Annotated in this window: 23 protein-coding genes; 15 read left to right on the forward strand and 8 right to left on the reverse strand. The window is 62.9% G+C overall.

Annotation, left to right across the window (positions count from 1 at the left end; translation table 11 throughout):
• Nucleotides 1-11: 11 nt before the first annotated feature.
• Nucleotides 12-905 carry a 4-hydroxy-tetrahydrodipicolinate synthase gene (dapA, locus tag VJR68_RS09135; protein WP_324147360.1) on the reverse strand — a complete coding sequence of 298 codons (894 nt, stop codon included), beginning with the start codon at nt 903-905 and terminating at the stop codon, nt 12-14.
• Between the two features lie 119 nt (nt 906-1,024).
• On the opposite strand from dapA, the gene VJR68_RS09140 reads away from it, so the two are divergent.
• The 7 genes from VJR68_RS09140 (at nt 1,025) to VJR68_RS09170 (ending at nt 7,208) form a co-directional block, all read left to right on the forward strand.
• Entirely contained in the window at nt 1,025-1,588 is a 564-nt protein-coding gene (locus VJR68_RS09140; protein WP_324147361.1) for a glycine cleavage system protein R, read from the forward strand.
• A gap of 205 nt (nt 1,589-1,793) precedes the next feature.
• Nucleotides 1,794-2,255 (forward strand): peroxiredoxin, encoded by a 462-nt coding sequence (locus tag VJR68_RS09145; RefSeq protein WP_324147362.1) that lies wholly within the window; start codon nt 1,794-1,796, stop codon nt 2,253-2,255.
• 70 nt (nt 2,256-2,325) lie between these two features.
• The gene (locus VJR68_RS09150; RefSeq protein ID WP_324147363.1) at nt 2,326-3,705 is read left to right on the forward strand and encodes a PhoH family protein; all 1,380 of its coding nucleotides are present in this window, start codon (nt 2,326-2,328) and stop codon (nt 3,703-3,705) included.
• Between the two features lie 74 nt (nt 3,706-3,779).
• Complete coding sequence (thiD, locus tag VJR68_RS09155; RefSeq protein WP_324147364.1) at nt 3,780-4,565, forward strand: bifunctional hydroxymethylpyrimidine kinase/phosphomethylpyrimidine kinase; 786 nt, start codon at nt 3,780-3,782, stop codon at nt 4,563-4,565.
• 96 nt (nt 4,566-4,661) lie between these two features.
• Nucleotides 4,662-5,585: an aspartyl/asparaginyl beta-hydroxylase domain-containing protein gene (locus VJR68_RS09160; RefSeq protein ID WP_324147383.1), complete on the forward strand. Its 924-nt coding sequence runs from the start codon at nt 4,662-4,664 to the stop codon at nt 5,583-5,585.
• A gap of 59 nt (nt 5,586-5,644) precedes the next feature.
• Nucleotides 5,645-6,532 carry an RNA polymerase sigma factor SigJ gene (gene sigJ, locus VJR68_RS09165; protein WP_324147365.1) on the forward strand — a complete coding sequence of 296 codons (888 nt, stop codon included), beginning with the start codon at nt 5,645-5,647 and terminating at the stop codon, nt 6,530-6,532.
• Nucleotides 6,533-6,746: 214 nt separating this feature from the next.
• A complete protein-coding gene (locus tag VJR68_RS09170) occupies nt 6,747-7,208 on the forward strand; it encodes a carboxymuconolactone decarboxylase family protein (protein ID WP_324147366.1) in 462 nt (153 codons plus the stop codon).
• A 107-nt stretch (nt 7,209-7,315) separates the two neighbouring features.
• Here VJR68_RS09170 and VJR68_RS09175 read toward each other — a convergent pair whose 3' ends face one another.
• From VJR68_RS09175 to grxC, 3 genes are all read right to left on the reverse strand, one after another.
• Complete coding sequence (locus VJR68_RS09175) at nt 7,316-8,332, reverse strand: isocitrate dehydrogenase (protein WP_324147367.1); 1,017 nt, start codon at nt 8,330-8,332, stop codon at nt 7,316-7,318.
• Between the two features lie 297 nt (nt 8,333-8,629).
• A complete protein-coding gene (locus tag VJR68_RS09180) occupies nt 8,630-9,022 on the reverse strand; it encodes a carboxymuconolactone decarboxylase family protein (RefSeq protein ID WP_324147368.1) in 393 nt (130 codons plus the stop codon).
• Nucleotides 9,019-9,282, reverse strand: a complete 264-nt coding sequence (grxC, locus tag VJR68_RS09185) for a glutaredoxin 3 (RefSeq protein WP_324147369.1) — start codon at nt 9,280-9,282, stop codon at nt 9,019-9,021. The genes VJR68_RS09180 and grxC overlap by 4 nt, the downstream gene beginning before the upstream one ends.
• Before the next feature lie 112 nt (nt 9,283-9,394).
• On the opposite strand from grxC, the gene VJR68_RS09190 reads away from it, so the two are divergent.
• The 7 genes from VJR68_RS09190 (at nt 9,395) to lpxH (ending at nt 18,837) form a co-directional block, all read left to right on the forward strand.
• Nucleotides 9,395-11,068, forward strand: coding sequence for a M48 family metalloprotease (locus tag VJR68_RS09190; protein WP_324147370.1), 1,674 nt, complete (start codon nt 9,395-9,397; stop codon nt 11,066-11,068).
• 160 nt (nt 11,069-11,228) lie between these two features.
• Nucleotides 11,229-11,918, forward strand: a complete 690-nt coding sequence (gene phoB, locus VJR68_RS09195) for a phosphate regulon transcriptional regulator PhoB (RefSeq protein ID WP_188792565.1) — start codon at nt 11,229-11,231, stop codon at nt 11,916-11,918.
• A 13-nt stretch (nt 11,919-11,931) separates the two neighbouring features.
• Nucleotides 11,932-13,221, forward strand: a complete 1,290-nt coding sequence (gene phoR / locus VJR68_RS09200) for a phosphate regulon sensor histidine kinase PhoR (protein WP_414647760.1) — start codon at nt 11,932-11,934, stop codon at nt 13,219-13,221.
• Nucleotides 13,222-13,351: 130 nt separating this feature from the next.
• Entirely contained in the window at nt 13,352-15,499 is a 2,148-nt protein-coding gene (gene ppk1, locus VJR68_RS09205; RefSeq protein ID WP_324147372.1) for a polyphosphate kinase 1, read from the forward strand.
• A gap of 275 nt (nt 15,500-15,774) precedes the next feature.
• Nucleotides 15,775-17,295 (forward strand): Ppx/GppA phosphatase family protein, encoded by a 1,521-nt coding sequence (locus VJR68_RS09210; RefSeq protein WP_324147384.1) that lies wholly within the window; start codon nt 15,775-15,777, stop codon nt 17,293-17,295.
• A gap of 121 nt (nt 17,296-17,416) precedes the next feature.
• Nucleotides 17,417-18,115, forward strand: coding sequence for a peptidylprolyl isomerase (locus VJR68_RS09215; protein WP_324147373.1), 699 nt, complete (start codon nt 17,417-17,419; stop codon nt 18,113-18,115).
• Nucleotides 18,112-18,837 carry a UDP-2,3-diacylglucosamine diphosphatase gene (gene lpxH / locus VJR68_RS09220; RefSeq protein WP_324147374.1) on the forward strand — a complete coding sequence of 242 codons (726 nt, stop codon included), beginning with the start codon at nt 18,112-18,114 and terminating at the stop codon, nt 18,835-18,837. The genes VJR68_RS09215 and lpxH overlap by 4 nt, the downstream gene beginning before the upstream one ends.
• Before the next feature lie 197 nt (nt 18,838-19,034).
• Here the strand turns inward: lpxH and VJR68_RS09225 are convergent, their stop codons facing one another.
• Together VJR68_RS09225 and VJR68_RS09230 are read right to left on the reverse strand one after the other, a co-directional pair.
• Nucleotides 19,035-20,021: a malate dehydrogenase gene (locus tag VJR68_RS09225; RefSeq protein WP_324147375.1), complete on the reverse strand. Its 987-nt coding sequence runs from the start codon at nt 20,019-20,021 to the stop codon at nt 19,035-19,037.
• Nucleotides 20,022-20,090: 69 nt separating this feature from the next.
• On the reverse strand, nt 20,091-21,290 hold the full coding sequence (locus tag VJR68_RS09230) for an aminotransferase class I/II-fold pyridoxal phosphate-dependent enzyme (protein ID WP_324147376.1): 1,200 nt from the start codon (nt 21,288-21,290) through the stop codon (nt 20,091-20,093).
• Nucleotides 21,291-21,487: 197 nt separating this feature from the next.
• Between VJR68_RS09230 and VJR68_RS09235 the strand changes: the two genes are divergently transcribed.
• Nucleotides 21,488-21,742 (forward strand): GlsB/YeaQ/YmgE family stress response membrane protein, encoded by a 255-nt coding sequence (locus tag VJR68_RS09235; protein ID WP_324147377.1) that lies wholly within the window; start codon nt 21,488-21,490, stop codon nt 21,740-21,742.
• 74 nt (nt 21,743-21,816) lie between these two features.
• Here VJR68_RS09235 and VJR68_RS09240 read toward each other — a convergent pair whose 3' ends face one another.
• Nucleotides 21,817-22,245 (reverse strand): YidB family protein, encoded by a 429-nt coding sequence (locus VJR68_RS09240; RefSeq protein WP_324147378.1) that lies wholly within the window; start codon nt 22,243-22,245, stop codon nt 21,817-21,819.
• A 136-nt stretch (nt 22,246-22,381) separates the two neighbouring features.
• On the reverse strand, nt 22,382-22,891 hold the full coding sequence (locus VJR68_RS09245) for a peptidylprolyl isomerase (protein WP_324147379.1): 510 nt from the start codon (nt 22,889-22,891) through the stop codon (nt 22,382-22,384).
• Between the last annotated feature and the right edge of the window lie 128 nt (nt 22,892-23,019).

Genomic DNA, 23,019 nt, shown 5'->3' on the forward strand with positions numbered 1-23,019 from the left:
AGCCGGCCAGACTAAGCGGCATCCGCCAAGGATGCCAGAGTCGCCAAGGCCTTGCGTAGCTGCTCGCGCGCCGGCCCTTGTTCCAGCTCCACCAGCGGCAGGCGCGGCGCGGCCGTGCCCAGGTCCAGCTCCGGCAGGCCGGCCTTCACCGCGATCGGATTGGGCGCGCAGTTGAGCGCCTGCACCAGCGGGTCGAGCGCGGCGTTGCAGCGTGCGGTGGCAGCACGATCACCCGAGGTGGCCGCATCGCACAACGCACGGAAAGCCCTGGGCGCCAGGTTGGCTACCACCGAGATGACGCCAGCGGCGCCGGCCAGCATGGCTTGCGCCCCGCTGCCATCGTCGCCGGACAGATAGACGAAATCCGACCGCACAAGTTCCGCGGTGCGCTGGATGCGCTCGGCGTCGCCGCGCGCTTCCTTGATGCCGATGATGGCCGGATGATCGCGCAATACTGCCGTGGTTTCCGGCGCCAGATCGCATGCCGTGCGGCTGGGCACGTTGTAGAGAATCACCGGCAAGCCACCGCGATCGGCCACTTCCAGGAAATGGCGGCGCAGACCTTCCTGCGTGGGACGCACGTAATACGGCGCCACCACCAACGCAGCATGTGCGCCGAGCGCGCGGGCGCGTTGCGTCAGCGCCACGGTTTTGGCGGTACCGGCTTCACCGGTTCCGGCGACTACCGGAATACGACCAGCGACATGCTCGACCGCGAAGGCCAGCAGTCGATCGTATTCATCGTGTTCGAGCATGTGGGCTTCGCCGGTGGAACCAGCGACGACCACCGCCTGGGTGCCGCCCGCGATCTGGAAATCGAGCAGGCGGCCGAATGCCGCCAGGTCGAGAGCCCCATCCGAGCCGAATGGAGTGACCAGCGCGCAGACGCTTCCGTGAATCTTCATGGCGCGATCCGCACAACAAAAAATGGACATGGCATCTTACTTGCGGCCTCGCGGGACGGGCAAGTAAGCTGGCGTATCGTTCGTCGTCATCCCGCACGACGCGGGGTCGCTTGCCATCCATGTCCACCAACCCTTTTTCCGCGCGATCCAGCAACGACCATCAACTGCTGATCCAGACACTGACGCCGGCCACGCGCACGCCGCTGCTCGCACTGGCGCGACGCATTGCCGATGCCGGCTGCAATCTATCCGATGCACGCGTATCGACCATCGGCGCCGATACGTCGCTTACCCTGCTTGCCAGCGGCGCGTGGGACGCGGTGGCCAAGCTGGAAACCGCACTGGCCAAACTGGCGCGCGAGGAAGAACTGCGGCTTACACATTACCGCACCAGCCTGCGCGAACCGAGCGGCCATCTGTTGCCGTATCTGGTGGAAGTGGTCTCGTCCGATCGCCCGGGCATCCTGGTCAAGATCGTCGATTTTTTCAGCCGCCACGACATCAGCGTGGAGCAGCTGAGCTCCATGCGCTATCAGGCCATGCAAACGGGTGCCGCGATGTTCCAGGCGCAGTTCACGATCGGGGTGCCGGACAAGCTGCACATCGCCGCGTTGCGCGATGACTTTCTCGAGTTCTGCGACGGCTTGAATCTCGACGCCATCATGGATCCGGTGAAGTTCTAGCTGCGCAGGTTGGGGTGCGAACCCCAACATCCGGATGCCTGCATGCATAACGATGTTGGGGTTCGCACCCCAACCTACGGATGGCTCCGGCGAAAATCTAGGATGCTCCGCCTTTTGCCATCTGACAAGGCTGTTTCCGTCACATAACACGCGCTAGTCTCCGCTCCAGCAGTTGCTAAACGTAAGTCTGGCTACCGGAGAGCCCATGCCCGAACTAGGCAAGAAAGTCCCCAAGCTGCAAGGCGTCACCGGCGACGGCAGTACGCTGAAACTCGATTCACTGAAAGGCCAATGGGTAGTCGTCTACTTCTACCCCAAGGACAGCACCCCTGGTTGCACCACCGAAGCCAAAGACTTCCGCGACCTCTACCCGAAGTTCAAAAAGCGCCATGCCGAGATCATCGGCGTCTCGCGCGACTCGGTGAAATCCCACGTCAACTTCGCCACCAAGCAGGAACTGCCGTTCCCGCTGGTATCCGATGCGGACGAAACCTGGTGCAGCACTTTCGACGTGATCCACGAAAAAGTGCTGTACGGCAAACGTCACATGGGCGTGGTGCGCAGTACTTTCCTGATCGATCCCGACGGCAAGCTCGCCGCACAATGGCGGGGCGTGAAAGTGCCCGGCCATGCGCAGGCGGTGCTCGGCGCCATTCCAACTCGGTGATTTCCACGTCGCACGCTCTCGCCAACGTGACACGTTCCTCCCACTTCCTGCCTCGTGAGGTTACTTCCGCATGACCGGAAGCAAGCGCATCTACGCTCTCGACACCAACGTGCTGTTGCATGACCCGACCTCGCTGTTCCGCTTCGAGGAGCACGACGTCTTCATCCCGATGACCGTTCTGGAGGAACTGGACGAAAAAAAGAAAGGCGCCTCGGAAGTCTCGCGCAATGGCCGCCAGGTCAGCCGTTTTCTCAATGAATTGATCGAACGCGGCAACGGCCACGGCATCAGCAACGGCCTGGAATTGCAAAGCCCCGAAGGCATTTCGCTGCGGCGCGGCGCCGCGGTTGGCCGGCTGTATTTTCAGCAGCGCACCACCAACGGGCATGGCAAGGCCGACAACCTGATTCTTTCGGCGGTGATCGAGCTGAAGGAAGAAAACCCGGGTCGTTCGGTAATCCTTGTCACCAAGGACATCAACCTGCGCATCAAGGCCAAGATCTACGGCATCGATGCAGAAGACTATGAAAACGACCGCGCACTGGACGATTTCGCCCTGCTCTACACCGGCTCGACCGAACTGCCGGAGGATTTCTGGGACCGCCATCCGGAAGTGCAATCGTGGAACGAACGTGGTCGCACGTTCTACAAAGTCGATCGCCGCGAAGACGAAGACTGGCATCCGCAACAATGCTTGTTCCTGCCCGGCGACAACAGCGTGGAATTGCGCGTGCTGCATGTTGATGAAGTACGCGCCACGCTGGTACTGCTCGACGATCACAGCCACACCAATCACAGCGTATGGGGCATCGCTTCGCGCAATCGGGAACAGAATTTCGCACTGAACGTGCTGATGGATCCGGACGTGGATTTCGTCACCCTGCTCGGCACCGCCGGCACCGGCAAGACGCTGCTGGCGCTGGCGGCTGGCTTGGCGCAGGTGATGGATCAACAGCGCTATCGCGAAATCATCATGACGCGTGCGACGGTGTCGGTCGGCGAAGACATCGGTTTCCTGCCTGGCACCGAAGAAGAAAAGATGACGCCGTGGATGGGTGCGCTTACCGATAATCTGGAGGTGCTGGCCAATCCGGAAGAAGGCGGCAGCTGGGGACGCCAGGCCACCAATGATCTGTTGGCCTCGCGCATCAAGATCCGCTCGCTCAACTTCATGCGTGGACGCACCTTCCTGTCGCGCTATCTGATCATCGACGAAGCGCAGAACCTCACGCCCAAGCAGATGAAAACCCTGATCACGCGCGCGGGCCCCGGCACCAAGATCGTGTGCCTGGGCAACGTGGAGCAGATCGACACGCCTTACCTCACCGAAACAACCTCCGGCTTGACGTATGCGGTCGATCGCTTCAAGCATTGGGCGCATTCGGCGCATATCACGCTGCGGCGCGGCGAGCGCTCGCGGTTGGCTGATTTTGCATCGGAGGCGTTGTAGGTTGGGGTGCGAACCCCAACACCGCCCACCGCGTGCACGACAATGTTGGGGTTCGCACCCCAACCTACGCCAACATGAAGAACCAAATCATCCCCATCGCCCTCACCATCGCCGGCTCCGACTCCGGCGGCGGTGCGGGCATCCAGGCCGATCTGAAAACCTTCCACGCGTACGGCGTGCATGGTTTGTCCGCCATCGCCGCCATCACCTCGCAAAACACGCGTGGTGTCACCGCCGTGCATCCGGTACCGCTCGCGCATATCCGCAGCCAGCTCGATGCAGTGTTCGGTGATTTCCCCATCGCCGCGGTAAAGACCGGCATGCTGGGCAATGCGGCCACTGTGCGCCTTGTAGCCAAAGCACTGCGCCAACATAAGCCGAAGTGGGTGGTGATCGATCCGGTGATGATCTCGACCACTGGATCGCGCTTGCTGGATGAAGACGCAATCGCAGCGGTGATCGAACACCTCATTCCGCTAGCCGACGTACTCACGCCGAACCTGCCCGAAGCCGAAGCCCTGCTCGGCTATCCACTGCGTACTGCGAAACAACTTGCGGAAGCCGGGCAAGCCCTGCGCGCACTCGGCGCGCGCGGAGTATTACTCAAAGGCGGTCACGGCCGTGGCAACGACGTGATCGATCGCTATGTCGATGCGCGCGGAATCATGGACATCCGCCACCCTCGTCTTGCACGCGAAGGCCATGGCACCGGCTGCACGCTGGCATCAGCCATCGCCGCGGAGCTGGCCAAAGGCGCCACGCCGCGCCCGGCGGTGCGTCGCGCCATCGCCTATGTGCAACGCGCGCTGAAAAACGGCTATCAGCCGGGTGGCGGCTCGGCCTACGTGCTCCGGCACTGAACGGATTTGCCGTAAAATTGCCTGGCGGCCATCCGGCCCCATATCCAGGCCATCCCCTAAGCCGCCTTCACGATGGATTTCCTCAGCCCCCGCTTCATCATCCTCTACGTGCTGCTGGCCTTCGTGCTGTGCGTGCTGCTGGTCCATCTGCGCGGCCGTACGCGCCTGCGTTTTGACCGCCAGCTGGTGGATCACTCCGCGATCTTCGCGCCGTACAACTTGCTGATGTACGCCTTCTCGGCGGTACCGGCGCGGCCGATCCTGGATCGCAACGGCTTTCCGCAATTGGATCTGCTGAAAGACAACTGGCAAACCATTCGCGATGAAGCGCTGCAGTTGTTCGACGACGGCCATATCCGCGCGGCCGAAAAACACAACGACGCCAGCTTCAACAGCTTCTTCAAGCAGGGTTGGAAGCGCTTTTATCTGAAGTGGTACGGCGAGCCGCTGGCCTCGGCCGAAACGCTGTGCCCGAAAACCGTGGCCTTGCTCAATTCGATCCCCACCATCAAGGCGGCGATGTTCGCCACGCTCGCCCCGAACAGCAAGCTCAATCCACATCGCGATCCCTTCGCCGGCTCGCTGCGCTATCACCTGGGCCTGATCACGCCGAACTCGCGCGACTGCCGCATCTTCGTCGACGGCGAAGAACACGCCTGGGGCGATGGCAAAGATGTGGTGTTCGACGAAACTTATGTGCACTGGGTGGAAAACAAGACCGACCAGACGCGCGTGATCCTGTTTGCCGACGTCGAGCGCCCGCTGCGCACACGGGCGATGGGCGCCATCAACCATCGCGTGGGGGCCTTTATGGGCAAGATCACCGCCTCACCAAATACCGAATCGCCGGAAGAAAAAACCGGTTTCGTCAATCGCGTGTTCGCACTCAATGCGCGCAGCCGCGAACGCAGCCGTGCGTTCAAAAAGAAGTTCCCGCGACTGTTCCGCACGGTGAAGTACATCGGCATGCTGATCTTCATCTGGCTGGTGTTTCTCGCCCCCTGGCCGTTCGTGCACTGAGGCTGTCACGTTTTCGGTGGCACGCGCGTCCTGGCTCTAGGCCTTCATCGGAAACGACCATGGACGCATCTACCGAACTCTTCCAGAAATACCGCCCGCGCCTGTTGGGCTTGGCTTATCGCATGCTTGGTACGCAAGCGGATGCCGAAGACGTCTTGCACGATGCCTGGCTGCGCTGGCACGTACAGGACAAAGCCAGCCTCGACGATCCGGAAGCCTGGCTGGTCACCGTCACCACGCGCCTGGCGCTGGACCGGCTGCGCCGCGCCAAGGTCGAGCGCGCGCATTACACCGGCCCTTGGCTGCCCGAGCCGCTGATCGAAACGCAGGAACAGCCCGACACACAGGCTGAGCAAGCCGAAACGCTCACCCTGTCGTTCCTGATGCTGCTTGAACGGTTGAACCCGGAAGAGCGCGCTGCCTTCCTGCTGCGCGAGGTGTTCGACTATAGCCACGCGGAAGCCGCCTCCATCCTGGGCATTACCGAAGAATCCTGCCGTCAGCGCGCGCATCGCGCCAAGCAGCGCCTGCACGATGAGCGTGCTCGCTTCACCACCAATCTGGAAACGCAACGGCGCCTGCTCGAGCGATTTGCACAAGCCTTGCAACAGCCGACGGAAGAAAACCTGCGGGCGCTGTTTGCCGAAGATGCCGTGCATATTTCCGACGGCGGCGGCATCGTGACGGCGGCATTGCGCCCGCTGCTGGGCAGCGAACGCATTGCCCGCCTGTATCTGCAAGTGGCCAAGCACGAAGACGGCCATGCGGTACGCCGTCAGCTGCGCACCTTGAACGGTGCCCCGGTGCTGCTGACCTGGGCGGACGGACAGCTGGTCACGGCATGCTGGATCGAGTGCGATGGCGAGCGCATCGTCGCCGTGCATGCCTTGCGCAACCCGGAAAAACTGGCGCGGTTGGCCTGGAGCCTCTCCAATGCCTCAGCGTAGTTCGCGTTGTGTTCAAGCGGCTGCCAGGCGGTAGCGCGTGGCGCAGCGCTTGACTGGTGGTCAAGTCAAGCCGCGCGTTGCCGCCTGGCAGCCGCTTGGGCGCAACGCGGGCTGCGTGGAGGTATTGGATAGGCTCCTATGTCACGAAATCACCCGGTGCTTCGTCCTTGCATTGAAACGGCCCATAACGGCCGTCCACATGAGGACTCAAGCCATGTCACGTTTTTCCTATTACACCTATCCCGAAGCCTTGAAGCCGCTGTTTGCGATGAAGGCGCACATCGACAAATCCGGCCTCGAAAAGAGCCTCACGCACTTGGTGATGATGCGCGCCTCGCAACTCAACGGCTGCGCCTATTGCATGGACATGCACAGCAAGGAAGCCCGCGCCGAGGGTGAAATCGAGCAGCGCCTGTATGTATTGCAGGCATGGCGCGAAGCGCCGTTCTACAGCGACCGCGAACGCGCAGCCCTGGCATGGTGCGAAGCCGTGACGCGGCTCGATCCCGTGCACGGCGTGCCGGATGAGGTCTACGAGCAGGCACGTGCGCAGTTCAGCGAGAAGGAACTGATGGATCTGAATCTGCTGGTGATCATGATCAACGGCTGGAATCGCATCGCGATACCGTCGAAGACGGAGCCGAATTATCAATTGCCGGAGCGCAAGGTCGCTTGATTGTAGGCTGGGATGCAATCCCAGCATCTGCCCGCCGCCGGAACGCTGGGATTGTCATCCCAGCCTACGGGTTCCCTCTCTCAAACGAGAGAGGGAACGGAAAGCCATCAAGCAGCCTTCACCCGCTTCGCAATCGCCTCGCCAAAGCTCTGCGTCGAACCCTTGCCGCCGATATCCGGCGTGACGTGGTCACGATCGTTCGCCATGGTGTCGCGGATCGCCTCGCGCAGCTTGGTGCCCTTCTCCACCATGCCGAGGTGATCGATCATATCGGCAGCGGCAAGCAGCAACGCGCACGGATTGGCAATGCCCTTGCCGGCGATGTCCGGCGCGGAACCATGCACCGCTTCGAAGATCGCCGCGTGCTCGCCGATGTTGTCGCCCGGGGCAAGACCGAGACCGCCAACCAGGCCGGCACACAGGTCGGAAAGGATGTCACCGAACAGATTGGTGGTGACGATCACGTCGAACTGCTCCGGACGCATCACCAGCTGCATGCAGGCGTTGTCCACGATCATCTCGTTGAACTCGATCTGCGGGAAATCCTTCGCAATCTCGCGCGCCACATTGAGGAACAGGCCCGACGCAGTCTTGATGATGTTGGCCTTGTGCACCGCCGTGACTTTCTTGCGGCCTTTCTTCACTGCCATGTCGAAGGCATAGCGCACAATGCGCGCGCAGCCCTTGCGCGTGACGCGGATCATCGAGGTAGCCAGTTCGCCGTCTTCCGACAACGTCTGTCCTTCGGAGAGATACGCGCCTTCGGTGTTCTCGCGGACCGTGATGATGTCGATGTTGTCGTAGCGCGCCTTGGTGCCGGGAAAGCTGATCGCCGGACGCACGTTGGCGTAGAGATCGAAATGACGGCGCAGCGTCACGTTGATCGAGGTGAAGCCGCCGCCGACCGGCGTGGTCAGCGGCCCCTTCAGCGCCACCTTGTGCCTGGCGATGGCATCGATCGTGGGCTTGGGCAGCAGATCGCCGTGCTTTTCGAGCGCGATCATGCCGGCCTCGACGGTGTCATAGGTGAGACCGCAATCGAGCGCGTCGAGCACGTGCAGCGTGGCGGCCATGATCTCCGGGCCAATGCCATCGCCCGGGATCACCGCAATGGTCTTGCTCATGGGGGAAACTCCTTGGGGGAATGAAGCGGGGATGCCGGCGCGCTGAGGGGAGGCGCCTGGCTGAAAACCGCGTAATTATCCCTGATGGGCTTGTCGGCGAACAGCCTGGGTGCGGCTGGGAGGTGTTGCAAATGCTCGTATGGAGCGTTGCTTCAATTCGAATGCAACGAATCAAAACCCGTCGTCCCGGCGAAAGCCGGAACGACGATTCAAGGTCTAGCGCAGCCGCGTAGGCTGGGGTGCGAACCCCAACATCGTCATCCCATTCCCGCGCCATGTTGGGGTTCGCACCCCAACCTACGCGTGTTCGCCGCAGCCCTCCGCCTGCCCGGCTGCCGCACCCGCTTCCAACTGATCCAGAAAATCCACCGCGCGGCGCAAATGCGGAATCACAATCGACCCGCCCACCACCAGGCCCACGCTGAACACTTCAAAGAATTCATCGCGCGTCACGCCTGCTTCCTTGCACTGTGCCACGTGATAGCTGATGCAGTCGTCGCAACGCAGCACCATCGAAGCGACCAGGCCAAGCATTTCCTTGGTCTTCACATCCAGCGCGCCGGGCTTGTAGGTCTGCGTATCCAGTGCGAAGAAACGGCGAACCACCTGGTTGTCCTCGGCCAGGATGCGTTCGTTCATGCGTTGGCGAAAAGCGGTGAATTCGGCGAGGCGATCCTTCTCGGCGCTCATGCGGCCGCTCCCAGCAACTGGGCGAGCTTGCCACTACGGTCGGCGGCGACCAGGTCGTCGTAACCGCCCACGTGCTGGTTGTTGACGAAGATCTGCGGCACCGTGCGGCGGCCACCGCTGCGCTGGAGCATCAGGTCGCGCTGGGCCGGATCGGTGTCCACCCGCACCTCTTCCCACGACAGACCCTTGGCCTTCAGCAGGTTCTTGGCGGCCACGCAGTACGGGCATACCGCAGTGGAATAAACTTCGATCTTGGGCATCGCGAAAACTCCGGAATAACTTGCGCCATAAAATGGCGGCAGCGGTGTCGAAAGCAAGCTGAACTGCCACACTGCCGAACGGTCTGAGTGATATTGTCGTTCATCTATGACCATGCCGCATTCACCCTTCCGCTACCGCTTGCTAATGACGCTGGCCGCCGCTGGCGTCGCCTTTGGCGCAGGCGCGCAGGACAAGCCCGACGACGTCCGCCTGCCCGACCTTGGCAGTTCGGCCAACGCATTGATCTCGCCGCAGGAAGCGCAGGATTACGGCGCCATGATGCTGCAGCAGATGCGTGCGCTGGACATGGTGGTGGACGACCCGCTGTTGGACGACTACATCAACAACCTCGGCTTCCGCCTGGTCGCCAACTCGGCCAAGCCCAAAGATCACTTCGCGTTCTTTATTGCCAAAGATCCGGTCATCAATGCGTTCTCGGCGCCGGGCGGCTACATCGGCATCGATTCGGGCCTGATCGTCATCACGCGCAACGAAGATGAACTGGCTGGCGTGATGGCGCACGAAATCGGCCACATCACGCAAAACCATCTGCAACGCGCCTATGAGGCGGCCAAGAAGGACACGCCGCTGATGGCGCTGGTTGCCCTCGGCGCGATCGCCGCGGGCGGCGCCGCCGGCGGCCAGGCCGCGGCAGCCGCGTTGCTGGGTGGCCAGGGCGTGCTGATGCAGAAGCAGATCAACTTCACCCGCAAGGACGAAGCCGAAGCCGATCGCACCGGCATCGAAACGCTGGCCAAGTCCGGCTATGACCCCAACGCACTGGCCGGCTTTTTCCAGCGCATGGAAGACGAAATGAGCGCCGACTCCGGCGGCTACCAGGTGCCCTCCCTGCTGCTGGACCACCCGGTTACCGCCGAGCGCATCAGCGACGCCAAATCACGTGCCAGTGCGCTGATTGCTGCGCAAAAATTGCAGCCCGGCGGCAACCTGCTCGACAAGAATCGCTGGGTACAGCAAACCGCTCCGATCGCCTACGTCAAAGACCCGACCACTCTCCTTCCCGCAAAGCGAAGCGCAGGTCCAGGCCCAAGCACTTTTCTGCTGATGCGCGAACGCGTGCGCGTGCTGTCCGATGATGCCTATCGCATGAGCAATTATTACGCCGGCCTGCTTGGTCGCCAGGATGGCCGCTACAACACGCCGGAGAATCACTACGGTTACGCACTGGCGCTCACGCGCAGCGGCCAGGGCGCCAAGGCCGTCGGGCAATTGCAGCCGCTGCTGGACAAATCACCGGACAACCTCATCGTGCGGCTGGCAATGGCCGATGCGCGCCTGCAGGCCGGTGAACGCGCCGCCGCGCTCGGCATCTACGCCGCCCTCAACACAGAGTCTCCGCGCAACAAGGCCATTGGCCTGGCCTACGCCAATGCGCTCAACTTCGGCGGTAGCAAGGAACAGGCTGCCCACGCCGCCGAATTGCTGCGCCCGATGCTGGAAGACACGGACGAGCCCAGCCTGTTCACCGCCTATGCCCGCGCGGCGGAAAGAGCCGGCGACAAGGTGCGCGCAGGCGAGGCCTACGCCCAGGCCAGTTACCTGTCCGGGCGGCCGTTCGACGCCATGGAACAGCTGAAGGGCCTGCTCAAGCGCAACGATCTGGACTACTACGCCCGCGCCCGCATCCAGGCCCACATTGCCGAACTCACCCCGCTGGTGATGGAGCTGCGCAAACGGCGAATCTCCACGGATGACAATCCGGATGGCACCAGCCAGCAGCAGTTCGGATCGCCGCGGATGTCCCTCCGGGCCACCAAGCCGTAGGTTGGGGTGCGAACCCCAACATGTTGGCCGCCGAACATGCAATGGTGGGGTTCGCACCCCAACCTACCTCGCCAAGGCACTGTTTTCACAGGCTGTCATTGGCTCGTAACATTGCACCGCTGCAATATTTGCGTCATAGGCCACCCCTCCGGACCTTAGCGTGCACAAACGCATCCTGATTGTTGAAGACGAAGCCTCCATCCGCGACATGGTCGCCTTCGCCCTGCGCAAGGCTGGCATGGATACCGCCCAAGCGGCCGACGCACGCACCGCGCAAATGTCCATTGCCGAACAGGTGCCCGACCTGATCCTGCTCGACTGGATGCTGCCCGGCACCAGCGGCCTGGATCTGGCCCGCCGCCTGCGCAAGGAAGAACTGAGCCGCGAGATCCCGATCATCATGCTCACCGCGCGCGGCGAGGAAATGGATCGCGTCAACGGCCTGGAAGCCGGTGTGGACGACTACGTCGTCAAACCCTTCTCCACCCGCGAGCTGATCGCCCGCATCAAGGCCGTGCTGCGCCGCAGCCAGGGCGATGACGGCTCGGGCATGGTGGAACTGGGCCGGCTGCGCATCGACGGCCCCGCGCACCGCGTCTTTGCCGGTGACGAGCCGGTGCCGATCGGTCCCACCGAATACCGCCTGCTGTACTTCTTCATGACCCATCCGGAACGCGTCTACTCGCGTGCGCAGTTACTCGATCATGTGTGGGGCGGCAGCGTGTACGTGGAGGAGCGCACCGTCGACGTGCACATCCGCCGCCTGCGCAAGACGCTCGAGCCATGGAAGCTGGAGGACATGGTGCAGACCGTCCGCGGTGCCGGCTATCGCTTCTCGGCGAGCCCTTGAGGCAAGCATCCCCATGACAACCCCGGTCGCAAGCGCCTGGAAACTTCCGCTCGCGCTGGCCGGGGGATGGTGTGTGGGCGGTGTGGGCGGCTGGCTAGTGGGCGGTCACGTCGCGACCGGTGTGGCGCTCATCGCGGTAGCAGAGATTGTCTTGTTGTTGACGCATTTGCGTCACATTCCTAAGCCCATCATGAGCTTACCGTCCGATTCCCCGGTGGGTACCACGGACTCCTCCCGCCATGACCGATTCATGATGCGCTCCCGACGCCTAGCCGCCAACCTGCATGATCTACGCCGTGCCGCAGGCAGCCTGCCGGACGCGATCGTGCTGCTCGACCAGGAGCAGCACGTGCGCTGGTTCAACCACGCTGCCGAAAGCCTGCTCGGCCTGCGCCGCCCGCAAGACCGCGGCGTGGTGCTGAGAGAGCGCCTGCACAACTCCGAGCTGGCCGGCTGGCTGGAAGAGCCCTCGCCCGAGCCGCTCAACGACGTGAGCGCCCCGGGCGCACCCAGCCGCCACATCAACGTGACCTTGCTGCCGTTCGGGACACGCCAGCGCCTGCTGCTGGCGCGCGACATCAGCCACATGTCGCGGCTGGAACAGATTCGCCGCGACTTCGTGGCCAACGTGTCGCACGAACTGCGCACGCCACTCACCGTAATTCACGGCTACCTGGAATTGCTCGATCCGGAAGACGTGCCGCACCTGGCGCCGGTGCTCAACGAGATGCGCGCGCAATCCAAGCGTATGGGCCAGATCGTGGAAGACCTGCTCACGTTGTCGCGCCTGGAAACGCAGGACCACGTCAACGAAGAGCGCGTGCCGATGGCACCGCTGCTCGCCACGCTGCGCAAGGAAGCCGAGGCGCTGAGCCAGGGGCGCCACAGCATCACCGTGGAAAACATGGCGAACATCGACCTGCTCGGCTCGCCGAAAGACTTGCACAGCGCGCTATCCAACCTGGTCAGCAATGCCGTGCGCTACACGCCCACCGGCGGCCGCATCACCATTCGCTGGGAACGCACCGCGGAAGGCGCCAACTATTCGGTCACCGACACCGGCTACGGCATTCCCGCCGACCATTTGTCGCGCCTTACCGAGCGCTTCTATCGCGTCTCCTCCAGCCGCTCGCGCGACAGCGGCGGCACGGGCCTGGGACTATCCATCGTCAAGCACGTGCTCGGCTTGCATCAGGCACGCCTGGATATCCGCAGCATGCCCGGCCAGGGTTCCACCTTCACTTGCTGCTTCGGCCGCGAGCGCCTGATGGGGCCAGAAACGCACGAACCCCGCCCCGACTGACGTAGGTTGGGGTGCGACCCCAACATCACGATGCCGATTTTTGCGTTGGGGTTCGCACCCATTACAGAACGTTGAACGCCTTCTTACAAACGCATAGGCGCAACGCCGCCTCATGAGTAAGAATGCACGGATGCCACGCCGCCCTGCTACTCAATCGGCCATCGCCGAAACATCCCAGCCCGAGCTGTTCCTGAGCCGCGAGTTGGCCACGCTCGAGTTCAATTTCCGCGTACTGGCGCAAGCGCGCGACGTGCGCATTCCGCTGCTGGAACGCCTGCGCTACCTCAGCATCGTCGCCAACAACCTCGATGAATTCTTCGAGGTGCGCGTAGCGATGCTCAAGCATCATCATCAGTTCGGTTCGGCCGCGCCGGGCCCGGATGGCATCCCATCCGGTGAACTGCTCGCACGCATCCGCGAACGCGTGCTCGACCTGGTCAGCGCGCAATACACCACCTGGCAGGACGAACTGGGTCCCGCGCTCGCCGCCGAAAACATCCACTTCCTCACGCGTGCGCAGTGGACACCGCGTCAGCGCCGCTGGCTGCATGGCTACTTCGAAAACGAAGTGCTGCCGGTGCTGTCGCCGCTGGGGCTTGATCCCGCGCATCCGTTCCCGCGCATCCTCAACAAGACGCTCAACATCGCCGTCGTACTGCAAGGCCGCGATGCATTCGGCCACGAGGGGCATATGGCGCTGGTGCGCGCACCACGTTCTTTGCCGCGCATCATCCGCATTCCCAACGAGGTGTGCGGCCCCGGCGATCACTACGTGTTCCTGGCCGAGTTGCTGCAGGCCTTCGTCGACATGATGTTCCCCGGCTTCAAGGTGGCCGGTTCGTATCAGTTCCGCGTCACGCGCAACAGCGAGCTGATCGTGGAAGAGGAAGAAGTCGACAACCTCGCCCGCGCCCTGGCAGAAGAACTGCATGGCCGCGGCTATGCGCGGCCGGTACGCCTGGAAATCGGCGCCGATTGTCCGCAATCGATCGTGTCGATGCTGATCAGCAACTTCGAGCTGGAAGAGAGCGACGTCTATCGTTGCAACGGGCCGGTCAACATCATTCGCGCCGGATCGGTGTATGACGAACTCGATCATCCGGCACTGAAATTCCCGCGCTTCACCTCCTCCTTGCCGGCAGCGCTGAATGGCGGCCGGAAAATCTTCGACGTGCTCAACCAGCGCGACATCCTGCTGCATCACCCGTATGAGTCCTTCAACGCGGTGGTCGACCTGCTGCGCGAAGCGGTGCAGGATCCCGATGTGCTGGCGATCAAGCAGACGCTGTACCGCGCCGGCAAGGACACGCCGCTGGTGGATCTGCTGATCGAAGCGGCGCGCAACGGCAAGGACGTCACGGTGGTGATCGAGCTGCGCGCACGCTTCGACGAAGAAGCCAACATCCGCTTCGCCACGCAGCTGCAGGAGGCCGGCGTGCAGGTGGTCTATGGCGTGGTGGGCTTCAAGACGCACGCCAAGATGATGCTGATCGTGCGGCGCGAGAATGGCCACTTGCGCCGCTATGTGCATCTGTCCACCGGCAACTACCATCAAGCCAACAGCCGGCTGTATACCGACATCGGGCTAATGACCGCCAATCCGGAATTCGGCGACGACCTGCACAAGATCTTCCAGCAGCTCTCTGGCTTGGGGCCGATGATCAACCTCAAGCGCCTGCTGCACTCGCCGTTTACGCTGTACAGGAACGTGGTGGAGAAGATCGAGCGCGAAACGGCCCATGCACGCAACGGCAAGCCGGCGCGCATCGTCGCCAAGCTCAACGCGATGAACGAGCCGCACGTGATCGAGGCGCTCTACGCTGCCGCACAAGCAGGCGTGGAAATCGATCTGATCGTGCGCGGCGCCTGCACGCTGCGTCCTGGCCTGCCGGGCGTATCCGAACGCATCCGCGTGCGCTCGATCGTGGGGCGCTTTCTCGAACACAGCCGCGTGTACTGGTTCGGCAACAACGGCGAACCGGAGCTTTATTGCGCCAGTGCGGATTGGATGGAGCGCAACCTGATGCGGCGCATCGAAGTTGCCTTTCCCATCCTTGATCCACAGCTTGCCGCACGCGTGTATGAGGAAACGCTGGCCAATTACCTCGCCGACAACACGCATGCGTGGTTGCTGGACAGCAACGGCCATTACACGCGCGCCACGCCCGGCGAGGGCACGCCGCATTCGGCGCAGGAGGCATTGCTGGCGAAGCTGTGCAGCGCGGTGGTGGCGCCGGTTCGCCCTTCCTTGCCCACTACCTTGCGGGAAGATCATTAACACGTAGGTTGGGGTGCGAACCCCAACATCGCCATGCCCGTGTCGATGGCCATGTTGGGGTTCGCACCTCAACCTATCAGGGTTGATGATGCTGGGATTGTCATCCCAGCGAATTGCCATGGCGTGGGTTGGGGTGAGCGGAACGCGAACCCCAACGTCTCCGTTACTTGCACGCCACATTGGGGTTCGGCTGCGCCTCACCCCAACCTGCAAACGCAGGGTTGATGATGCTGGCATCCATGCGAGAATCCCCGCAGTTTGGACAGAGCACCTATATGAGCCTCGGTGACCAGATGCAAATCAAGGATGGCGAGCTTATGGCCGCCGTCGACATCGGCTCAAACAGTTTTCACATGGTGGTCGCGCGCATGGAGCATGGCGAGCCGCGGGTGATCGACCGTCTGCGCGAAACCGTGCGCATGGCCGCCGGCCTGCGTGCCGACGGCACCCTGGATGCCGAGCACCGCGCCCGCGCGCTCAACTGCCTTGCCCGCTTCGGCCAGCGCATCGCCGGCATTCCCACTGCCCGCGTGCGCGCGGTGGCTACCAATACGGTGCGCCGCCTTGCTTCGCCGCAGGCGTTTCTCACCGCGGCGGAAGCCGCGCTCGGGCATCCGGTGGAAGTGGTATCCGGCCGCGAGGAAGGCCGCCTGATCTTCCTCGGCGTGTCGCATGACTTGCCCACCTCGCGCGAACCCCGGCTGGTGATCGACATCGGCGGCGGCAGTACCGAGTTCATCATCGGCCGCGGCCTTGCCCCGCTCCATACCGAAAGCGTGCAGGTCGGCTGCATTGCCTCCACGCAGCGCTTCTTTCCCGGCGGCAAGCTCACGCGCAAGCGTTGGCAGCGCGCGCGTGGCGAGATCGGCGTGCTGCTGCAGCAGTTCGCGGAGGAATACCTGGAGTCCGGCTGGACCGATGCGTTCGGCTCGTCCGGCAGCGCCAAGGCCATCGGTGCGGTGGTGCAAGCGATGAAGTTCTCCGACCACGGCGTCACCCCCGCTTCACTCGCCACCTTGCGCGATGCGCTGCTGGAGCAAGGCCAGATCAACGCACTGAAGTTGCCGGGCCTTTCGGAAGACCGTGCGCCGGTATTTGCCGGCGCGGTGGTGATTTTCGAAGCCGCCTTCGCCGCACTCGGCATCGAACGCTTGCAGGTATGCGAAAGCTCGATGCGCGAAGGGCTGCTGTGGGACCTGATCGGCCGCGCCGGGGGCACCGATCCGCGTACCTCCAGCATCGATGCACTGGCCAATCGCTATGGCGTCGATCGTGCGCAGGCGCGACGCGTGGAGTCCACGGCCCTGATGCTGTTCGATCAGGTGGCGCCCAGCTGGAAACTGGATGGCGAGGCACGCGAATGGCTGTCGTGGATCGCACGCGTGCACGAAATCGGCCTGGCCATCGCGCACAGCCAGCATCACCAGCATGGTGCCTACATCCTGCGCAACGCCGACCTGGCCGGTTTCTCCAAGCAGGAACAGCATCTGCTCGCCACCATCGTGCAGGCGCACCGGCGCAAACCGGACAAGGCCAGCTTCTCCACGTTGCCGCAACGCTATCGCCAGCTTGCCCGCTACATCACGGCCCTGTTGCGCCTGGCGGTGTTGTTCCGCCGCGCGCGTCGCCCCGAATCGCTGCCGCCGCTGCGCCTGTCGGCCACCGCCCAGCGCCTGGGCCTGAGCTTGCCGGCCGCATGGGTGGAACAGCATCCGCTGACGCAGGCGGACCTGGAGCAGGAAATCACGCCGATGGCGGAACTTGGGTTGGCGCTGTCGATATCGGCAAACGAATAAGGAAGGATCACGTAGGCGGGGGTGAAATCCCAGCTTTCGCATGCCTCGCCACACCGGGATTTCGTTCCAGCCCGTTGTCCCGCGTATCATGCGCGGATATTTCAGCCGTACCGCCCCCATCATGCCCAAGTACCTGCTGACCGCCCTCTTCCTGCTTGCTGCTCCGCTTGCTGTTGCGCAGACGGCCAAGCCACCTGCTACCGCTCCCGCCACGCCGGCGCCCGTCGTGGCCAATCCGCAGGTGACGCTGCATACCTCGCAAGGCGACATCACCCTGGAGCTGTATGCGGACAAATCGCCCAAGAGCGTGGCGAATTTCCTGCGCTACGTGCACGAAGGCTTTTACGCCGGCACGGTGTTCCACCGCGTCATCCCCGGCTACCTCGTTCAAGGCGGCCTCTACACCGCCGAGTTGCAACCGCGACGCACGCATTCACCGGTACCTAGCGAAGCGGACAACGGTCTTTCCAACTTGCGCGGCACCGTGGCGGTCGCGCGCGGCGCGGATCCGAATTCGGGCACGTCACAGTTCTTCGTCAACCTGGTGGATGACCGCCGCCTCGATTACGTCGGCAACCAGAGCGGTCTCACCTGGGGCTACACCGTGTTCGGCAAGGTGATCAAGGGCATGGATGTGGTCGACAAGATCGCCGCGCTGCCCACGCATGCTCAAGGGCCGTTCGCCGCCGACGTGCCCACCCCGCTGGTGGTGATCGAAAGTGCGAACGTGGTCGGCGAAGAAGCACCGGCCGCACCCGGCACGGTGGCCAAGCCGGCCCCGGTGACACCGGCGCCGGCACCGCGCAAATCGAAAAAATGACCACGCTGTTCATTTCCGACCTGCACCTGGACGATAGCCGTCCGCACATCACCTCGCTGTTTGAGCAATATCTCGCAAGCGACGAAGTCCGCCACGCCGACGCGCTGTACATCCTCGGCGACCTGGTCGAGGCATGGGTCGGCGACGATGATGATGCCGAGCTGCCCAATCGCATTGCCCGCGCCACCACCGCTGTACGCGATGCCGCCGTGCCGGTGTATTTCATCGTCGGCAATCGTGATTTCCTGCTCGGCGAGACCTACGCCGCCCGCGCCGGCATGACGCTGATCGAAGACGGCGCCGTGCACGACCTGTACGGCACACCCACGCTATTGATGCACGGCGACGTGCTCTGTACCGATGACGTGGCGTATCAGCAATTGCGCCGCCAACTGCGTTCACCGGAGTGGAAAGCCCAGGTGCTGGCGATGCCGCTGGACGCACGCCGCGCCCTCGCCGCGAAAGCGCGCGCCGAAAGCCGCAGCTACACCAGCGGCGCCGACGAAGCGCTGATGGACGTCAACGCCGATGCGGTCGCCCAGGCGATGCGCCACGCCGGCGTGCTGCACCTGATCCACGGGCACACGCACCGCCCCGCCATCCATCATTTCGATCTGGACGGCCAGACGGCCGAACGCATCGTGCTGGGCGATTGGTACGATCAGGGTTCGGTGCTGCGGGTGACGCCGCACGAACGCACCCTGCAGGGGTTGGCGCCATAAAGCAAGCCGACAAAAGCGGGTGCCCACTACCCGTTTTCAGAACCCTTCATCCCTTTGCTCGGATTGACGACCACGGCATGACTTGTCGAATGCCGTTTTCGTAAGCGCGCATGATTCACACCGAGCATTTCGTGCACTCCAAATAAAAACGGCCATCCTCACGGATGGCCGTTTTCCTTCAGCACTGTAAGCTGCGCTCACTTCTTCGCAAACAAATGCTCGACACCCGCACGCTCCTCGCGCAGCTCCTTGTCGGTGGCATCCATGCGCGCACGCGAGAAGTCGTTGACCTCCAGGCCCTGCACGATCTCGTATTTGCCGCCCTTCACCGTCACCGGATAGCCGTAGATCACGCCCGGCTTGATGCCATAGGAACCATCGGACGGAATGCCCATCGACACCCAGTCACCTTCCGCGGTGCCGAGCGCCCAGGTGCGCATGTGATCGATCGCGGCGGACGCGGCTGAAGCTGCCGAGGAAGCGCCACGCGCCTTGATGATCGCCGCGCCGCGCTGCTGCACGGTGGGGATGAATTCCTTTTCGTACCACGCCTGGTCGACCAGGCTCAGCGCCGGCTTGCCGCCGACGGTGGCGTGATGCAGATCGGGATACTGGGTGGAGCTGTGGTTGCCCCAGATGGTGACCTTCTTGATGTCGGTGGTGTGCTTGCCGGTCTTCTCGGCCAGCTGCGACAACGCACGGTTATGGTCCAGGCGCACCATCGCGGTGAAGCACTTCGGATCGAGATCAGGAGCGTTCTGCTGCGCGATCAGCGAATTGGTGTTGGCCGGGTTGCCGACCACCAGCACGCGCACGTCGCGCTTGGCGTGATCGTTCAGCGCCTTGCCCTGCGGCGCAAAGATGGCGCCGTTGGCTTCCAGCAGATCCTTGCGCTCCATGCCCGGGCCACGCGGACGCGCGCCAACCAGCAGGGCATAGTCGACATCCTTGAAAGCCACGTTGACGTCGTCGGTGGCGACCACGCCGGCCAGCAGCGGGAACGCGCAATCGTTGAGCTCCATCACCACGCCTTGCAGCGCAGGCAGCGCGGGCGTAATTTCGAGCAAGTGCAGAATCACCGGCTGATCCGGACCGAGCATGTCGCCGGCGGCAATACGGAACAGCAGGGCGTAACCGATCTGGCCGGCTGCGCCGGTCACGGCAACACGAACGGGGGCTTTCATCGTGGCAACTCCTTCAGGTGCATAAAACGACAAAGCCCGCATCGTAACGACGCGGGCCGTAAAAAGAGATCAACTCAGCTCAGCGAAGAACTCGGCAATACGTGCAAGGCCGGGTTCCAACTGTGCCGTGGGACAGGTGTAGGAAATGCGCATGGCGCGCGGCTCGCCAAAGGCCGAGCCCGGTACGCACGCTACGCCTTTTGCGCCCAGCAATGCAGCACAGAAATCCACATCGGTTTCGATGCGCGTACCGTTGTGGCTCTTGCCGAACGCGACCGAGATATCCGGGAACGCATAGAACGCACCCTGCGGACGCGGACACACCACCCCAGGAATCTTCGCCAGCGCCGCCAGCACCACGTCGCGCTTCTGCGCGAACTCCCTGCACTTGGCTTGCGGCACATCCTGCGGACCGCTGAAGGCAGCAATGGCTGCAGCCGCGATCACTTCCGGCACGCTGGTGATGTGATTGGAATTGAGTGTGGTGACGGCCTTGGCCACATTTTCCGGCCCGGCAATCAAGCCGACGCGCCAACCCGGCATGCCGTACGTCTTGGAAATCGAATCGACGAAGATCAAGCGATCGCGCAATTCGGGACGCGCAAACACGAAGTTGTGATAGCCGATGCCATCGAACACCATCGAGTTGTAGATGTCGTCGGTGACGATCCATGTATCCGGGTATTTCACCAGCACGTCCGCCAGTGCGGCGATTTCCTCGCGCGTATACACCATGCCGGTTGGATTGGACGGGTTGTTGAACAGGAACACTTTCGGCTTGCGCGCCAGCGCTGTTTCCAGCTGCTGCGGCGTGAGCTTGTAGTTCTGGTCGGGACCACAATGCAGTACGTTGGCCTTCGCACCGACGATGTCGGCGATGTCGCGATAGGTGGTCCAGTACGGTGCGGGGAAGCAGATCTCGTCGCCGTCGTTGAGCAGCGCTTCGGCCAGGTTGTACAGCACCTGCTTGGCGCCGATGCCCACCGACAGGTTCAAACGCCCGTAGCCGGTAAAACCCAGCGCCTCGATGTGCTTCAGGAAAGCATCCAGCAAGGCATCCGAACCGCGGTTGCTGCCGTACTGGCCGCTGTCATGCGAGAGCGCCTCGCGGGCTGCTGCGTACACGTGTTCGCCAGGCAGAAAATTCGGCACGCCGATCGAGAAGCTGATGATGTCGCGGCCGGCGGCCTTCAGCTGCCTGGCCGTTTCGGCGATGACCATGATCGCGCTGGGTTTGGCGCGGCCGATGCGCTGGGCGAGCTGGGGCATGGCTTTCCTCGGTGGGGTGCGGGACAGCAAACCAGCGGATTTTAGCATGTGGCGATGCGTCATCCCGCGGGGACGGGGAGCGTAGCCGGAAATTTCCTTTGCCCTGACTTGTTCCCCTGGCATCATGTCGCCGGGCCGCTGCAGAACCGGGCGGAGGGGTGTCGCAATCAACCACGGCTCAAGACAAGGGGATGTCCATGTTCCATATCATCTGGTCCATCATCGTCGGCTTCATCGTCGGCCTCATCGCACGCTGGATCGTGCCGGGCGCCGAGCATTACGGCTTCATCATGACCACGATCGTGGGTATCGTCGGCTCCATCATCGGCGGCTTTATCGGCACCTTGTTCAAGAAGCCGGAGCCGGGTCAGAAATTCCACACGGCGGGCTTCATCATGTCGATCATCGGCGCGATCATCCTGCTGTATCTGCTGCGCTTCATTCAGCACTAAGGCCGGCAACTTCTTGCAGGCAACAAAAAAGCACGGCGGTTTTCCGCCGTGCTTTTTTGTTCCGTGCGTAACGCTCAGGCGGTACGCGGGGCGAGCAGTTTTTCGGCGAGGCCACCCAGCATCGAGAGGTCGAAACCGCCACCGCTCGCAGGCACCTGGCCATCCGGCGTGGCGTGATCCACGGCATGCGGCAACACCTGCGCCAACTGGCCGATCAACTGGCCCGGGTCGACACCAAGCTTGCCGGCCGCATTGTTGACCACCGAATCCAGGCCGGTCTTCTGCAACACCTGATTGAGCTGATCGCCGGAGATCGCCTGGTTGGCACCGCTGCCGATCCAGGACTGCACTGCATCACCCAAGCCATGCTGCTGCAGCTTGTCGGCCAGACCCTGCACGCCACCGGCCTGCTGGATCAACTGCCCGGCCACCGAAATCAGCGAACCGGCACCCTCACCCTGATTGCCACCTAACAAACTACCCAAGCTGTCGAGTAACGACATGGCTGTTCTCCTTTGGGAATGAATCCAAGTCCGCGAATTCTATGTGGACATGCGCTACACGAACGTAACAGTGGCGTGAAAGTACGCCATGGGCAGCCAACCCCCTCCCTTGCGGGAGAGGGTCAAAGGGCGCCACTCAGCCGCGCTGGTCAAGCACCGCATTCCACTCTTTCACGCGCTCGGCCTGCGCGGCCAGTAGGGCGTCCACGTCGCCTTCCACCGTCACCTTCTCGATGGTGTCGCCCTGCTTGATCGCATCCACCACTTTCTGGTCGTCGCCGCCAAGCACTTCGCCGAACACGCTGTGCTTGCCGTCCAGCCAGGGCGTGGCACCGTGGGTGATGAAGAACTGGCTGCCATTGGTGCGCGGACCGGCGTTGGCCATGGACAGGATGCCCGGCTTGTCGTGCTTCAGGCTGGCATGGAACTCGTCTTCGAAGCGGTAACCCGGGCCGCCGCGGCCACTGCCTTCGGGGCAACCACCCTGGATCATGAAGTCGGGGATCACGCGGTGAAACGACAGGCCATCGTAATAACCGCGACGCGCCAGGTTGACGAAACTCGCCACCGTCACCGGCGTCTTGTCTTCGTGCAGGCGCAGGTGGATGGGGCCGCGGTTGGTGGTGATCGTGACATTGATGGCCATGGGTATTCCTTGAGGGTTCTGCGGAGTACGGATGCCCAGGAGGGCTACGGCCGGCAAGGATAACGCCAGCGAAGGCCGGTTGTAACAAGCCGGGTCATATCCCGTGGGCTGGGATGAAATTGGAGGCT

Origin of the sequence: Dyella sp. (assembly GCF_035277725.1) — a bacterium.
Taxonomy (GTDB): Bacteria; Pseudomonadota; Gammaproteobacteria; order Xanthomonadales; family Rhodanobacteraceae; genus Dyella_B.